This window comes from Microvirga sp. jy35 (assembly GCF_056148915.1).
Genome location: NZ_JBWBEW010000016.1, coordinates 57,689 through 72,089, shown reverse-complemented (window position 1 = coordinate 72,089; position 14,401 = coordinate 57,689). Strand labels below are relative to the sequence as shown.

General features: G+C 65.0%; 10 protein-coding genes, 1 tRNA gene and 1 pseudogene. 5 read left to right on the top strand and 7 right to left on the bottom strand.

What is annotated here, in order from left to right; all coding sequences use genetic code 11:
- Positions 1-8: 8 nt before the first annotated feature.
- From AC0QTX_RS14000 to cpdR, 4 genes are all read right to left on the bottom strand, one after another.
- Positions 9-620, bottom strand: a complete 612-nt coding sequence (locus AC0QTX_RS14000; RefSeq protein ID WP_474604432.1) for a tetratricopeptide repeat protein — start codon at positions 618-620, stop codon at positions 9-11.
- A gap of 73 nt (positions 621-693) precedes the next feature.
- Positions 694-819, bottom strand: coding sequence for a type B 50S ribosomal protein L36 (gene ykgO / locus AC0QTX_RS13995; RefSeq protein ID WP_009763379.1), 126 nt, complete (start codon positions 817-819; stop codon positions 694-696).
- 46 nt (positions 820-865) lie between these two features.
- A tRNA-Val gene (locus AC0QTX_RS13990) sits at positions 866-940 on the bottom strand.
- 90 nt (positions 941-1,030) lie between these two features.
- Positions 1,031-1,387, bottom strand: coding sequence for a cell cycle two-component system response regulator CpdR (cpdR, locus tag AC0QTX_RS13985; RefSeq protein WP_036355105.1), 357 nt, complete (start codon positions 1,385-1,387; stop codon positions 1,031-1,033).
- 178 nt (positions 1,388-1,565) lie between these two features.
- On the opposite strand from cpdR, the gene AC0QTX_RS13980 reads away from it, so the two are divergent.
- Positions 1,566-2,456, top strand: a complete 891-nt coding sequence (locus AC0QTX_RS13980) for an N-formylglutamate amidohydrolase (RefSeq protein ID WP_474604431.1) — start codon at positions 1,566-1,568, stop codon at positions 2,454-2,456.
- Between the two features lie 173 nt (positions 2,457-2,629).
- Here the strand turns inward: AC0QTX_RS13980 and AC0QTX_RS13975 are convergent, their stop codons facing one another.
- On the bottom strand, positions 2,630-3,889 hold the full coding sequence (locus AC0QTX_RS13975) for an MFS transporter (protein WP_474604430.1): 1,260 nt from the start codon (positions 3,887-3,889) through the stop codon (positions 2,630-2,632).
- 115 nt (positions 3,890-4,004) lie between these two features.
- On the opposite strand from AC0QTX_RS13975, the gene hisN reads away from it, so the two are divergent.
- Positions 4,005-4,787 carry a histidinol-phosphatase gene (hisN, locus tag AC0QTX_RS13970; RefSeq protein WP_474604468.1) on the top strand — a complete coding sequence of 261 codons (783 nt, stop codon included), beginning with the start codon at positions 4,005-4,007 and terminating at the stop codon, positions 4,785-4,787.
- A gap of 48 nt (positions 4,788-4,835) precedes the next feature.
- Here the strand turns inward: hisN and AC0QTX_RS13965 are convergent.
- Positions 4,836-5,768: pseudogene (locus AC0QTX_RS13965) on the bottom strand (alpha/beta fold hydrolase); the annotation flags it as partial.
- A gap of 191 nt (positions 5,769-5,959) precedes the next feature.
- On the opposite strand from AC0QTX_RS13965, the gene AC0QTX_RS13960 reads away from it, so the two are divergent.
- Positions 5,960-6,418: an Hsp20 family protein gene (locus AC0QTX_RS13960; RefSeq protein ID WP_474604429.1), complete on the top strand. Its 459-nt coding sequence runs from the start codon at positions 5,960-5,962 to the stop codon at positions 6,416-6,418.
- Positions 6,419-6,586: 168 nt separating this feature from the next.
- Here the strand turns inward: AC0QTX_RS13960 and AC0QTX_RS13955 are convergent, their stop codons facing one another.
- Positions 6,587-7,663, bottom strand: coding sequence for a threonine aldolase family protein (locus AC0QTX_RS13955; RefSeq protein ID WP_474604428.1), 1,077 nt, complete (start codon positions 7,661-7,663; stop codon positions 6,587-6,589).
- A 502-nt stretch (positions 7,664-8,165) separates the two neighbouring features.
- Here AC0QTX_RS13955 and gltB point away from each other — a divergent pair.
- Together gltB and AC0QTX_RS13945 are read left to right on the top strand one after the other, a co-directional pair.
- Positions 8,166-12,884: a glutamate synthase large subunit gene (gene gltB / locus AC0QTX_RS13950; protein ID WP_474604427.1), complete on the top strand. Its 4,719-nt coding sequence runs from the start codon at positions 8,166-8,168 to the stop codon at positions 12,882-12,884.
- Positions 12,885-12,904: 20 nt separating this feature from the next.
- On the top strand, positions 12,905-14,326 hold the full coding sequence (locus AC0QTX_RS13945; RefSeq protein WP_474604426.1) for a glutamate synthase subunit beta: 1,422 nt from the start codon (positions 12,905-12,907) through the stop codon (positions 14,324-14,326).
- Positions 14,327-14,401: the final 75 nt, after the last annotated feature.

The following is a 14,401-nucleotide window of genomic DNA, read 5'->3' as shown; positions in this document are numbered from 1 at the left end:
AAGCTGGGTCAGAGGTCCTGCCCGTCAACCTCAGGCCTGAGCCGTTCGATGATGGTCTTGACCTCGTCCATCTGAGGATTGATCTGGAGCACCCGGCGATAGGCCGCCAGCGCCCGCGCCTTGTCGTCGGAAGCCATCAGGATGTGACCCAGGCCCGTCCAGGCATTGAAGTGCCGGGGTTCGATCTTCAGCGCCTGGTGAAGATCGGCCATGGCCCCCACCGGGTCGTCGAGCTGGTAGAACACCGTGGCGCGCTTGTACCAGGCCTCGGCCCAGTTGGGCTGGAGCGCCAGGACCCGGTCGATCAGCTCGATGGAGAGCGGAAAATCCTTCTTCCCGAACGCTTCGGCAGCCCGGCTCAGGAGCAGATCGGCGGTGTCGGAGCCGGAACGGGAAAAGCGGCGCTCGATCAGGGAGGCGATGCCCTCGGCCTCTCTCTGGCTCTGGGCCTTGCCGAGACGCTCGAACAGTTCGTCGAGGCTGGAGGCACGTGGAGGATTGGGCTTGGCCGGCTGGGCCTGATCCTTCGGGGCATCCCTCGGACGGGCAGGCTCCTGCGCACCGAGGGGGTGGGAGAAGAGGCTCAGCGATAGGATCAGGGCAGACGCGAAAAAGCGCATGCCGGGAGTTTTAGGGTCCCGGCATGCGCGGTCAATTCAGAAAATCGTGTGCGGCATCGCCGCACCCGCTACTTTAGCCCTGGCGAGCCTTGTAGCGCTTCTGGGTCTTGTTGATGATGTAGACCCGGCCTTTGCGACGAACCAGCTGGTTGTCGCGGTGACGGCCGCGGATCGACTTCAACGAGTTACGGATCTTCATATCCGGTCTCCTGCGGCCCTTCGGGAAGGCCGGAAAAAAGAAAAAATGGTGGGCGCGGCTGGGATCGAACCAGCGACCCCTACGATGTCAACGTAGTGCTCTCCCGCTGAGCTACGCGCCCGGGAAACGGTGATGTTTGACGTCCCGTCTCGGCTGTGGGGGCGATATACCCACAAGCGGGCGCGGGCGCAAGCCTTAGGCAGGGCCTTTTTTAGGCCGCCATCATTTTATCGACCTCGGTCACCAGGTCGCGCAGATGGAACGGCTTCGACAGGACCTTCGCGTCGCGGGGAGCCTGGGAATCCGGGTTGAGCGCGACGGCGGCGAAGCCCGTGATGAACATCACCTTGATGTCCGGATCAAGCTCGGTGGCCTTGCGGGCCAGCTCGATGCCGTCCATCTCGGGCATGACGATGTCCGTCAGCAGCAGCTCGAACGGTTCCTCGCGCAGCCGGTTGTAGGCGGAAAGGCCGTTATCGAACGAGGCCACGTCGTAGCCTGCGTTCTCCAGCGCCTTCACGAGGAAGCGGCGCATGTCGTTGTCGTCTTCGGCGAGAAGGATCTTCATCGGTTGCCAGCCCCGAATCGTGGCGAATGGGTTCAGACCTTCATGACGGACAGGGAGTAAACAAGCCGTGAAAGAAGGACGTGGTCCTGATACGATATTGTCATGGACAGGCGACGGCGCTGCCTTACACTAGCCTGAAGTCCGGCTTCTTTTCCACCATAGTCAAGTTCATTTCCTGATGCGGCCAGCCATTGTCGATGAGTTCGATCCTCCCTTTACCGTCACCGAACCTGCCATGCAGACGGTTCCCTTCGTGTTCAACGTCCCGCATGCGGGCGCGATCTACCCGGCCTCCTTCCTGACGGCATCCCGGCTCGACGCCATTGCCCTGAGGCGCTCCGAGGATGCGTTCGTGGACGAATTGTTCGCCTCGGTCATGGAGCTCGGTGCTCCCCTGATGACGGCGCATTTTCCGCGGGCTTTTCTCGACCTGAACCGGGAGCCCTACGAACTCGACTCCCGCATGTTCGACGGACGTCTGCCGTCCTTCGCCAATACCCGCTCCATGCGGGTGGCAGGAGGACTTGGCACGATCCCGCGCATCGTGGCCGACGGCCAGGAGATCTACCGCTCGCGCCTGCCGGTGGATGAGGCCCTTCACCGGATCGAATGGCTCTACAAGCCCTATCACCGCACCCTGCGGCATCTGGTGCGCCGCACGTCCCAGCTCTTCGGCCACGCCATCCTCATCGACTGCCATTCCATGCCTTCCTCCAGCGTCAGCCGGGAGGAGGGAGTCAAGGCCGATATCGTGCTGGGCGACCGCTACGGGACCAGCTGCGCCACCCTGCTGATCGACCTCGTGGAGGCGGCCCTCAGGGGACGCGGCTATACGGTCGTGCGCAACAAGCCCTATGCGGGCGGCTTCATCACCGAACATTACGGCGAGCCTGCCCTCGGGCGGCATGCCCTGCAGATCGAGATCAACCGCGCGCTCTATATGGATGAACGCGGCATGGGGAAGAAATCCGCCTTCCCGGTGCTGGCCGAGGACCTGACTCAGGCCTTCGCTCAGGTCATCGCGGACATCGAAGGCGAACTGACGACCCGTCCCATCGCGGCCGAGTGAGCCCCGACACCCGCGATCAGCATCGGGCAAAGAAAAAGGCCACTGTTGCCAGCGGCCCGAAGTTTAGGGAGGAAACGCCCAAGAAGGGCTACGATAGGGCGACGCCATCGCCATACCGCACTGCAATAATTGCGCCGCAGCGCACAATTTGCAACAGGAAATTTCGCTTTCAGTCATGACCTTGTTGCATATCTGCTCGGATGCGGATCGATGGCTCTGACATAGAAGAGCAGGCTGAGCAGAAGAGCCGTCGCCAGCGCTCCGAACACGAGGCGATAGCCCTCAGGCCGGTAGAACCCCTGCTCCGAGCGCCCGACCAGATCGATCAGCATGCCGGTCACGCTCTGGGACAGGAAGGCGCCGCCCATGGTGCCGATATTCATCAGCGTGATGCCCCGCCCCGTCAGGGCAGAGGGGAACAGCGACTTGCCGTGGCTGGTGAGAATGGGCGTGTAGGCGACGAAGAGGCCGAACGGCACGAACCAGAGCGTGGCCCAGGGCTGAGGCAGGGGCACGAACACCAGGACGGCGAGGAGCAGGACCGTCGCCGTGCCGCCGATGAGCACCGGCTTCTTGTAGCTTCCCCAGAAGCGGTCCATCGCTCCCCATAGGAGCATGCCGCAGATCTGGGCCGATGCGCCCAGGAGCAGGACATTTCCTCTCGTTGCGAGATCCGCACCATGCACGTCCGACAGCCATGGCCCGGCCCAGAGCCCGATGACGGAGACGAAGCACCCATAGGTCGCCAAGTGCATGAAGAAGACGGGCCAGAACGAAGGCACCTTCAGGGCCGCGGCAACGCCCCGAAAGGCGGCGACCCAGGTTTCCTTCGGCCCGTCCGCCCTTGAATCCCTGGGCACGAGGAAGACGATCATCAAGGCGATGGCCACCGTCAGGACGGCAACGGCCAGGAACGAGGACCGCCAGCCGAAGGCCGCCGCCGAAGCGGCCAGAGGCGCCGTGGCCGCCAGGGTGCCGACATTGGCCAGGCCCATCTGCAGGCTGGTGAGCCCGGCAAAGCGCTCCGGGGGAAAGCGCCTCGCGTAGATCACGAGGGGCGCCATGAAGAAGGTGGAGCAGCCGAGCCCCATCAGGACCCGGGCGGCAATGAGCATGGGGGCCGAGGGGGCAAGGGCGAAGAGGATCGTCCCGAGGACAGTCAGGACGGCCGTCGCCAGCATGGTGCGCTTGGGGCCGTAGCGGTCGATCAGGATGCCGATCGGGATCTGGACCGCCGCGAAGGAGAAGAAGAATGCGCTGGAGAGAAGCCCCGTCTGGGTGGCGGAAAGATCGAGCTCCCGGGCGAGGTCGTTGGCGATGACCCCGATGGAGTTGCGCAGGAACTGGCTGACCGCATAGATCGACACCAGCGCGGCGATCAGGAACAAGGCCGTTTCCGAGCGGGTCGTGCCAGGCTTGGGCGCAGAATCCATGCGATCTCGATCCTTATTCACTGCTGCTCTCTTGCCGCGCGACAGGCGCTTGATAAAAGCTCACCGCAGGCGGGCCAAGGCCGCCCGCGTTATTCTTTCAGGGGATTGGCACGTCATGGGGCTCATCGACTTCACGCATTTCGTCAACGAACTCGCGACCCAGTCAGGCCAGGCGATCCTCCCCTTCTTCCGCACCGCCATCGCCACGGAGGACAAGTCCCGCGGCGGCGCCTTCGATCCGGTCACGGAGGCCGATCGGGCCGGTGAGGCGACCATGCGCCACCTCATCAAGCGCAGCTTTCCCACCCACGGCATCATCGGCGAGGAGTTCGGCGCCGAGCGGCCGGATGCGGATTACGTCTGGGTTCTCGACCCTATCGACGGCACCCGCGCCTTCATCGCCGGTCTTCCGACCTGGGGCACGCTGATCGGCCTGACCCACAGGAAGCAGCCGGTCTTCGGCATGATGCACCAGCCCTTCACCGGCGAGCGCTTCTTCGGCGACACCGGCAGCGCGACCTATCGCGGCCCCGGCGGCGAGCGCAAGCTTAAAGCCCGCCGCTGCGCCTCGCTGAAAGACGCGGTGATCTCCACCACGAGCCCGCGTCTGTTCGCCGGGGACGAGTTGCGCGCCTATGACCGGGTGGAGAGCGTGGCGCGCCTCGCCCGCTACGGCTGCGACTGCTATGCCTATTGCATGCTGGCGGCGGGACACATCGACCTCGTGGTCGAGTCGGGGCTAAAGCCTTACGACATCGCGGCCCTGATCCCGATCATCGAGGGCGCCGGCGGAATCGTCACCGCCTGGGATGGCGGCTCGGCCGCTGACGGCGGTCGCATCGTCGCTGCGGGCGACCGCCGGGTCCACACCGCCGCCATCGAGCTGCTCAGCCGCTAATCCAACCTCGGCCAAGTCACGCTTTGCCGACGGGACCGGGTCCGGCGTGCCAGGGATGAAGGCGTCGAAGGCGGCCCAGAACTGCTCCCGGACCACATCCCGCTCCATGAGGATCTCATGGCGGGCGCCCGGAATGACGATGACCCTGCCGGCCTTGAGCCGCGAGGCGAAGCGCTCCGTCGCTGGGGTCGCACAGACGGGATCCGCGCCGGCTGCCACGATCAGGGTGGGCAGGCGGAGCTTGATGGCATAGCGCGGATCGGCGAAGCGCCTCATGAACCGGAAGGCGCCGTCGAGCCAGGCCACCGTCGGCGCTCCGATCGCGCCGGCCCCGATGGCATGGGCAACCTCGGCATTGCGGGCGTAGCGAACGGGGTCGCTGGTCAGGCGGTTGCCCTTGAACGGCAGGGTGGCAATGGAGGTTTCGCCGCCGCCGGGCACGAACATCTTGCCCATCCCGAGAAACCGCAGAAGCCGCGCAAAGAAGGCCGAGGCGCGTGTGCGCTTGACGATGCACAGCGCGATCATCGGCGTCGTGGTCACGAGGCGGCGGAAGGGCAGCCAGGTCTCGGAGGCGGCGTTCAAGGCAATGGCACCGCCCATGGAATGGGCCAGCCCGAAATGCGGCTCCGGCATGTGCGGCACCAGGATCTGGTCGCGGATCGCCTCGAGGTCGTGGCGAAAGTCGGAAAAGCGCCGGACATGGCCCTTGCGAGGGTTGCTCACCTGCCGCCCCGAGAGACCCTGGCCGCGCCAGTCGAAGGCCACGACCGCAAAGCCGCGATCGAGAAGCTCGCCCACCACCTCGAAATACTTCTCGATGAACTCCGCCCTGCCCTGCATGATGCAGACCGTGCCCTGCGGCTCCTCGGTGTCGGGCATCCAATACGCGGCCCGCAGCGCAATGCCGTCGCGGGTGGTCACGCTGACCAGCTTCGGCTCGCCGGGCACGGGATTGTCAGGGGTGGTGATGAAGTCCACGGCGGGTTCCAACTCGAAAACGTGACCTCTTTATAGGGCATCTCGGGCTTAGGGAACGGCCCTCTTGAAAGCAACCCTATCCGCTCCCACCTCCAGGGCGTGCCGGCCATGACGGCGGCACAACAACCCGGATCCAGCCTATGAAGGTGGATCTTCCCTGACTGCATGTCGCTTCAAGCGGAGGATATGCCATGCGACAGTTTGATCTTGCTCCCCTGTACCGCAACACGGTCGGCTTCGACCGTCTCTTCTCGATGCTCGACCAGATGGTCGGCGTCGATGCGGCCCCGAGCTACCCGCCCTACAACATCGAGCGCACCGGCGAGAATGCATATCGCATCTCGATTGCGGTCGCCGGCTTCACCGATCGCGACCTGACGGTCGAGGTGAAGGAAAACACCCTTTCCGTACGCGGCGAGCGCAACCCTTCGGAAGAGCGCAAAGTCGACATTCTCCACCAGGGCATCGCCGCCCGCAGCTTCGACCGGCGTTTCCAGCTGGCCGACGGCGTGCAGGTGGTGGGCGCGGCCCTCGAGAACGGCCTGCTCCACCTGGACCTCGTGCGCGAGACCCCTGAGGCCAAGAAGCCGAAGCTCATCCCGATTTCCACGAACGCCGCTCGGACCATCGAGGCGCAGAAGGCTGCCTGATCGTCCGATCAAGGCCCAAACGAACAGCGCCCCGGTTCATGCCGGGGCGCCTTTTTTTATTTTCAGTCCTGGTCCTTGGTAAATTCCGCTGGGGCCGGAGGGCTGCCCCATGGGTCAAGGGTCTCTTGAGGAGACCATTCGCCTGTGATTGCGGCAGGGTTAGGGCAATCACTCGGCGGCTTGCCGCGATACCCCGGAAGAGGCGGTCTCCAGAAGCTTGCGCACATCCTCCTCCCTGGTGGCCCAGGAGGCGACGAGGCGGATCAGAATCTCGTTCTCTCCGACACGCTCGGCTTCCGGCAGGCTCAGCTCGGTCCAGGGACTGTAGAGGACGCCGGCTGCCTTCAGCGCCTTGTTCAGAGTCTGCGGGATGATCGGAAACACCTCGTTGGCCTCGGTCGGCCAGGCAAGACGCACGCCCGGTAGCCGCATCAGCCCCTCCGACAGAAGCTTGGCCATGCGATTGGCATGGCGGGCATTGGCGAGCCAATGGTCGTCCGCGAAGTAGCCCTCGAACTGCGCCGCGATGAGCCGGCCCTTGGAGATGATCTGTCCGGCGCGCTTGCAGCGATAATCCAGTGCCTCAGCCAGTTCCGGCCTGAACACCACGATAGCCTCGGCCATGAGGCCGCCGTTCTTGGTGGCCCCGAAGGACAGGATGTCGACACCCTGCTTCCAGGTCATCTCGGCCGGGGTGCAGCCGAGCGCCACGAGGGCATTGGCGAAGCGCGCCCCGTCCATGTGGAAGGACAGGCCGTGCTCGCGGCAGACCTGTCCCAGGGCAGCCAACTCGTCGAGGCTGTAGACCAGGCCGCCTTCGCTCACCTGCGAGATCGACAGCGCTTTCGGCGGCATCTGCTTCACGGCCTTGGGCAGGCTGTTCAGATAGGCAGCCACATCCTCGGCCTTCAGCTTGGCACCGACGCCCGGCAGGCCAACGAGCTTGGCACCGTGCATGAAGAATTCAGGCGCCCCGCACTCGTCGTCGATGATGTGAGCCTCCCGGTGGCAGACGCAGAGACCGTAGGGCGGCACGGCGGACGAGAGAGCGAGGGCGTTGGCTGCGGTCCCAGTGGCGGCGAAAAACACGGAGACCTCGCCCTCGAACAGGTCGTTGAACCTTGCCCTCACCCTCTTCGAGATCTCGTCGTTCCCATAGGCTGCCATCGCTCCGGCATTGGCCTGCAGGATGGCCTGGAGAACGGGGGCGCTGGCACCCACCGTGTTGTCGCTCGCAAAGTTCATCTCTTGTCTCCTCGGGAGCGCACCCTGGCGAAGGCAGCCGACATGTCAAGAACATTGACCCTTCGGCGGAGCCTTTCGTCCTGAGAGGCCGAAAGCTGCTTTTGTTACACGATCTGACGATGCCTTGTAACTTTCGTCTAAATTTTCTCTAAACCCTCTTGTGCCCTGCAGCAAAGTCTGGCAGTTTGCAGTCATTAGGACAGCGATACTGTCCCTTTTGGGGTGCTTGCACCTTTCTTTTGACGCCCTGGGGTTTTCTTGATGCTTCGCACCACGCGAACGAAACGAGATACCGCGAAAGCCGCCCGCAAAGCGTGGGCGGGACGGGCGACTCTGGGCTGAACACAAGCTCAAAGGATGCCCGCGAGGAGCGGGCTCCCCTGCCGGACCCAACCCTCGAAACCTGAAGAAGCGGCGGGCACCCGGACGATCCGATCATCCGGCGGGCCTCAAAGCCGCCCCAAAGAACCTTGATGACCGCGTTCGGATGTAAGGACCTGCCATGAGCGACGTGCCGACCAAGAGCCTGGAAGCCCAAGTGCCAAGCCGCACGGCGACAATGACGGACGCGGTCAAAGTCATGCGCGATCCGGGCCTGCCCGCAGCCCAGGGCCTCTACGATCCGAACAACGAGCAGGATTCCTGCGGCGTCGGCTTCATCGCCGACATGAAGAACCGCAAGTCGCACGAGATCGTCGAGCAGGGGCTGGCCATCCTGCACAACCTCGACCATCGCGGCGCGGTTGGAGCGGATCCCAAGATGGGCGACGGCTGCGGCATCCTGGTCCAGATTCCGCACAAGTTCTTCGCGGCCGAATGCGCCAAGGTCGGCATCTGGCTGCCCGAGGCAGGCCAGTACGGCGCCGGCCACCTGTTCATGCCGCGCGACCCGGAGGGCTTCAAGCTCGTTGAGGAGATCGTCACCAAGGCGATCGCCGATGAGGGCCTGCAGGTGCTCGGCTGGCGCGACGTGCCGGTGGATTCCAGCGACCTCGGCGAGAGCGTGAAGGCCACCGAGCCCCTGCACCGGCAGATCTTCGTCGGCAAGGGCAAGGGAATGGACGACGCCGAGACCTTCGAGCGCCGCCTGTTCATCGCCCGTAAGGTCATCTCCAACGCCGTCTACGACATGAAGGACGAGCGCACGAGGGGTTACTACCCCGTCAGCCTGTCCTCGCGCACCATCGTCTACAAGGGCATGGTGCTCGTCACGCAGCTGCGCGACTACTACCTCGACCTGCAGGATCCGCGCTTCGAGAGCGCCATCGCCCTCGTGCACCAGCGCTTCGCCACCAACACCTTCCCGACCTGGCAGCTCGCCCACCCCTACCGCATGGTCGCCCATAACGGCGAGATCAACACGCTGCGCGGCAACGTGAACTGGATGGCGGCGCGCCAGGCCTCCGTCGACTCGGAGCTTTTCGGCAACGACATCTCGAAGCTGTGGCCGATCTCCTACGAGGGCCAGTCCGACACCGCCTGCTTCGACAACGCTCTCGAATTCCTGGTGCGCGGCGGCTACACGCTCTCGCACGCCATGATGATGCTGATCCCGGAAGCCTGGGCCGGCAACCCGCTCATGAACGACGACCGGCGCGCCTTCTACGAGTATCACGCAGCCCTCATGGAGCCGTGGGACGGCCCGGCGGCCGTGTGCTTCACCGACGGCAAGCAGATCGGCGCGACGCTCGACCGCAACGGCCTGCGCCCAGCCCGCTATCTTGTGACCGACGACGGCCTCGTGGTGCTCGCCTCCGAGATGGGCGTGCTGCCGATCCCGGAGGAGAAGATCGTCGAGAAGTGGCGCCTTCAGCCGGGCAAGATGCTCCTCATCGATCTCGAGGAAGGCCGGATCGTCTCCGACGACGAGATCAAGCAGCAGCTCTCCAACGCGCATCCTTACAAGGAATGGCTGAAGCGCACGCAGATCGTGCTGGAGGACCTCAAGCCCGTGCAGGCGCGGGAGTCCCGCACGGACGTGTCGCTCCTCGACCGCCAGCAGGCTTTCGGCTACACGTCGGAAGATCTGAAGCTGCTCATGCAGCCCATGGCCGTCACCGGCCAGGAGGCGGTGGGCTCCATGGGGTCGGACACGCCGATCTCCGCGCTCTCCGACAAGCCGAAGCTGCTCTACACCTATTTCAAGCAGAACTTCGCCCAGGTGACGAACCCGCCGATCGACCCGATCCGCGAGGAACTCGTCATGAGCCTCGTGTCGTTCATCGGCCCGCGCCCGAACATCCTCGACCTGGAGGGCACCTCGCGCCGCAAGCGCCTGGAAGTGCGTCAGCCGATCCTCACCAACGCGGATCTGGAGAAGATCCGCTGCATCGGTCATTTCGAGGACCGCTTCGACACCAAGACCCTCGACATCACCTATGACGCGGAGCTCGGCGCATCCGCCCTGGACGGTGCGGTCGACCGCCTCTGCGACCGCGCGGAAGCGGCCGTCCATGGCGGCTACAACATCATCATCCTGTCGGACCGCATGGTCGGCCCGGACCGCATTCCGATCCCGGCATTGCTCGCCACCGCCGCCGTGCACAACTACCTGATCCGGAAAGGGCTTCGCACCTCGGTCGGCCTTGTGGTCGAGAGCGGCGAACCGCGCGAGATCCATCACTTCGCCTGCCTCGCCGGCTACGGCGCGGAAGCCATCAACCCCTATCTCGCCTTCGACACCATCGTGGCCATGCGTGAGGCCGGCGAGCTGCCGCAGGAGGTGGACGCGGATGAGGCGGTCAAGCGCTACATCAAGTCCATCGGCAAGGGCCTGCTCAAGGTGATGTCCAAGATGGGCATCTCCACCTACCAGTCCTATTGCGGCGCGCAGATCTTCGACGCGGTCGGCTTGAAGTCCGACTTCGTGGCCCGCGACTTCTTCGGCACCGCCACCACCATCGAAGGCATCGGCATGGACGAGGTGGCGGAGGAGAACGTGCGCCGCCACCGCGACGCCTTCGGCGATGCCCCGATCTACCGAAACGCCCTCGATGTAGGCGGTGAATACGCCTATCGCACCCGTGGCGAGGTCCATGCCTGGAACCCGGATACGGTGGCCACGCTCCAGCACGCCGTGCGCCTCAACGCGCAGGAGCGCTACCGGGAATTCGCGCGCCTCGTGAACGAGCAGGACAACGAACTCAAGACCATCCGCGGTCTCTTCCGCATCAAGAACGCGGAGGAGACGGGACGTACGACCGTTCCGCTCGGCGAGGTCGAGTCCGCGCAGGAGATCGTGAAGCGCTTCTCCACCGGGGCCATGTCCTTCGGATCTATCTCGAAGGAGGCGCACGAGACGCTGGCGATGGCCATGAACGTTATCGGGGGCAAGTCGAACACGGGCGAAGGCGGCGAGGAGCCGGAGCGCTTCCGGCCGCTGCCGAACGGCATGTCCAAGCGCTCAGCCATCAAGCAGGTGGCCTCCGGCCGCTTCGGCGTGACGACGGAATACCTCGTCAACGCCGACATGATGCAGATCAAGGTCGCTCAAGGTGCCAAGCCTGGCGAGGGTGGGCAGCTGCCCGGCCACAAGGTCGATGCGAAGATCGCCCGCGTGCGCCACTCGACACCGGGCGTCGGCCTCATTTCGCCGCCGCCGCACCACGACATCTACTCCATCGAGGATCTGGCGCAGCTGATCTTCGACCTGAAGAACGTGAACCCCTCGGCCGACGTATCGGTGAAGCTCGTGGCGGAAGTCGGCGTCGGCACGGTCGCGGCCGGGGTCGCCAAGGCGCGCGCCGATCACATCACGATCTCAGGCTTCGAGGGCGGCACGGGCGCCTCCCCCCTCACCTCGCTCAAGCATGCGGGCTCGCCCTGGGAGATCGGCCTTGCCGAGACCCAGCAGACCCTGGTGCTCAACCGCCTGCGCGGCCGCGTGGCGCTGCAGGCCGATGGCGGCCTGCGCACCGGTCGCGACGTCATCATCGCAGCCCTGCTGGGAGCCGATGAATTCGGCTTCTCGACCGCACCACTCATTGCGGCCGGCTGCATCATGATGCGCAAGTGCCATCTCAACACCTGTCCGGTTGGTGTGGCCACGCAGGATCCGGTGCTGCGCAAGCGCTTCAAGGGCCTGCCGGAGCATGTCATCAACTACTTCTTCTTCGTCGCCGAGGAAGTGCGCGAACTGATGGCCGAGATGGGTTTCCGCACGATTGACGAGATGATCGGCCAGTCCGACCTCCTCGACAAGAACGGAGCCATCGACCACTGGAAGGCGAAGGGCCTCGACTTCACCAAACTCTTCCACAAGCCGGAAGTGCCCGCGAACGTGGCGATCCGCCATCTGGAGCGTCAGGTTCACCCCATCGCCAATGTCCTCGACCGCGATTTCATCTCGCAGGCAGGTGCGGCCCTGGAGAGCGGCGAGGCCGTCACCATCGAGTCCAAGGTGAAAAGCTCCGACCGTACGGTGGGCGCCATGCTCTCCGGCGAGGTCGCCAAGCGTTACGGCCATGAGGGCTTGCCCGACGACACGATCACCGTGAAGCTCAAAGGCACCGCCGGCCAGAGCTTCGGCGCCTGGCTCGCCGCCGGCGTGACGCTCAACCTCGAGGGCGAAGCGAACGATTATGTCGGCAAGGGCCTGTCGGGCGGCAAGATCATCATCAGCCCGTCCTCTGCCTCGAAGGCGCTGCCCGAGAACTCCATCGTCGTCGGCAACACGGTGATGTACGGCGCGATCGCCGGTGAAGCATACTTCCGCGGCGTCGCGGGAGAGCGCTTCGCCGTGCGCAACTCGGGCGCCATCGCGGTGGTCGAGGGCACGGGCGATCACGGCTGCGAGTACATGACCGGCGGCCTCGTGGTGGTGCTCGGCCAGACCGGCCGCAACTTCGCGGCGGGCATGTCCGGCGGCATCGCCTACGTGCTCGACGAGGACGGCACCTTCACCAAACGCTGCAACCTGTCCATGGTCGATCTCGAGCCCGTCGAGGAGGAGGAGGACCTGATGCGCCGTCTCCACCATCACGGCGGCGATCTGGAGACCAAGGGCCGCATCGACATCATGGCCAACATGTCGGGCCCTGACGAAGAGCGCCTGATGCAGCTCATCACCAATCACCACACCTATACGGGCTCGACGCGTGCCAAGGAGATCCTCGACAGCTGGACGACCTACCGCACCAAGTTCGTGAAGGTCATGCCGGTCGAGTACCGCCGCGCGCTCCAGGAGATGGATCGTCTCCGGACCCTGCAGGCGGCGGAATAAGGATTGTAAGGGGCAAACCCATGGGCAAGGTCACAGGATTTCTCGAATACGACAGGCAGGAGCAGAAGTATCAGCTCGCCGGTGAGCGCGTGCGCCACTTCCGCGAGTTCACGCTGCCGCTCGACACCAACGATCTGCGCAAGCAGGCAGGGCGCTGCATGGATTGCGGCATTCCCTTCTGCCACGGCCCGACGGGCTGCCCGGTGCACAACCAGATTCCTGACTGGAACGACCTCGTCTGGCAGGACGACTGGGAGGAGGCAGCGCGCAACCTCCACACCACCAACAACTTCCCCGAGTTCACGGGCCGCATCTGTCCGGCGCCCTGCGAGGAAGCCTGCACGCTGAACCTGGAAAACCAGCCGGTCACCATCAAGACCATCGAGCAGGCCATTGCCGACAAGGCGTGGGAGATGGGCTTCGTGAAGCCGGAGCCGGCGGATGTCCAGACCGGCAGGCGCGTGGCCGTCATCGGCTCGGGGCCGGCCGGCATGGCGGCGGCCCAGCAGCTCGCCCGCGCGGGTCACGAGGTGCACGTGTTCGAGCGCCAGGCGAAGCCCGGCGGCCTGCTGCGCTACGGCATCCCGGACTTCAAGATGGAAAAGTACCACATCGACCGCCGGGTGAAGCAGATGGAAGCGGAAGGCGTGATCTTCCATTGCGGCGTCAACATCGGCGTCGACCGCAGCTTCGCCTCGCTCCACAACGAGTTCGATGCCGTGCTGTTCGCCGGCGGCGCCGAGGATCCGCGCAACCCGAACCTGCCGGGCCAGGAACTCGCCGGTGTATATTACGCCATGCCCTACCTCACCCAGGCCAACCAGCGCGTGGGCCACGAGGAGGTCACCGAGGAGCCGATCCTCGCAGGCGGCAAGCATGTGGTGGTGATCGGCGGCGGCGACACGGCATCCGACTGCGTCGGCACCGCGTTCCGCCAGGGTGCGCTTTCCGTGACCCAGCTCGACATCCGCCCCAAGCCGCCGGAGCGGGAGGACAAGCTGACGGTGTGGCCCTACTGGCCCACGAAGATGCGCACCTCCTCCAGTCAGGCGGAAGGCGCGGATCGCGAGTTCCAGGCGGCGACGCTCGGCATCGAGGGCAAGAAGGGCCGCGTCACCGGCGTGCAATGCGCCCGCGTGGACGAGAGGCGCCAGCCGATCCCGGGCAGCGAGTTCATTCTCAAGGCCGACCTCGTCTTCATCGCCATCGGCTTTGCCGGCTCGGTGAAGGAAGGCCTGCTCGAGCAGTCGGGCGTCGACATGGATCGCCGCGGCAACGTGGTGGCCGACGACAGGAGCTACCGGACCTCGAACGAGAAGGTCTTCGTGGCCGGCGACATGCGCCGCGGTCAGTCGCTGGTGGTGTGGGCGATCCGCGAAGGCCGGCAGGCCGCCCGATCCATCGACACCTTCCTGATGGGCTCCAGCGCTCTGCCGGCGTAAGGCCTGGGACCGAGACACCGAGAAAAGCGGCGGCTCTCACCTCAGGTGAGCCGCCGCTTTTCGTCACGGAACCGT

Coding starts and splice junctions, on each gene's coding strand:
- AC0QTX_RS14000 (WP_474604432.1), bottom strand. CDS start 620: ATGCGCTTTTTCGCGTCTGCCCTGATCCTATCGCTGAGCCTCTTCTCC.
- ykgO (WP_009763379.1), bottom strand. CDS start 819: ATGAAGATCCGTAACTCGTTGAAGTCGATCCGCGGCCGTCACCGCGAC.
- cpdR (WP_036355105.1), bottom strand. CDS start 1,387: ATGAAGATCCTTCTCGCCGAAGACGACAACGACATGCGCCGCTTCCTC.
- AC0QTX_RS13980 (WP_474604431.1), top strand. CDS start 1,566: ATGCGGCCAGCCATTGTCGATGAGTTCGATCCTCCCTTTACCGTCACC.
- AC0QTX_RS13975 (WP_474604430.1), bottom strand. CDS start 3,889: ATGGATTCTGCGCCCAAGCCTGGCACGACCCGCTCGGAAACGGCCTTG.
- hisN (WP_474604468.1), top strand. CDS start 4,005: ATGGGGCTCATCGACTTCACGCATTTCGTCAACGAACTCGCGACCCAG.
- AC0QTX_RS13960 (WP_474604429.1), top strand. CDS start 5,960: ATGCGACAGTTTGATCTTGCTCCCCTGTACCGCAACACGGTCGGCTTC.
- AC0QTX_RS13955 (WP_474604428.1), bottom strand. CDS start 7,663: ATGAACTTTGCGAGCGACAACACGGTGGGTGCCAGCGCCCCCGTTCTC.
- gltB (WP_474604427.1), top strand. CDS start 8,166: ATGAGCGACGTGCCGACCAAGAGCCTGGAAGCCCAAGTGCCAAGCCGC.
- AC0QTX_RS13945 (WP_474604426.1), top strand. CDS start 12,905: ATGGGCAAGGTCACAGGATTTCTCGAATACGACAGGCAGGAGCAGAAG.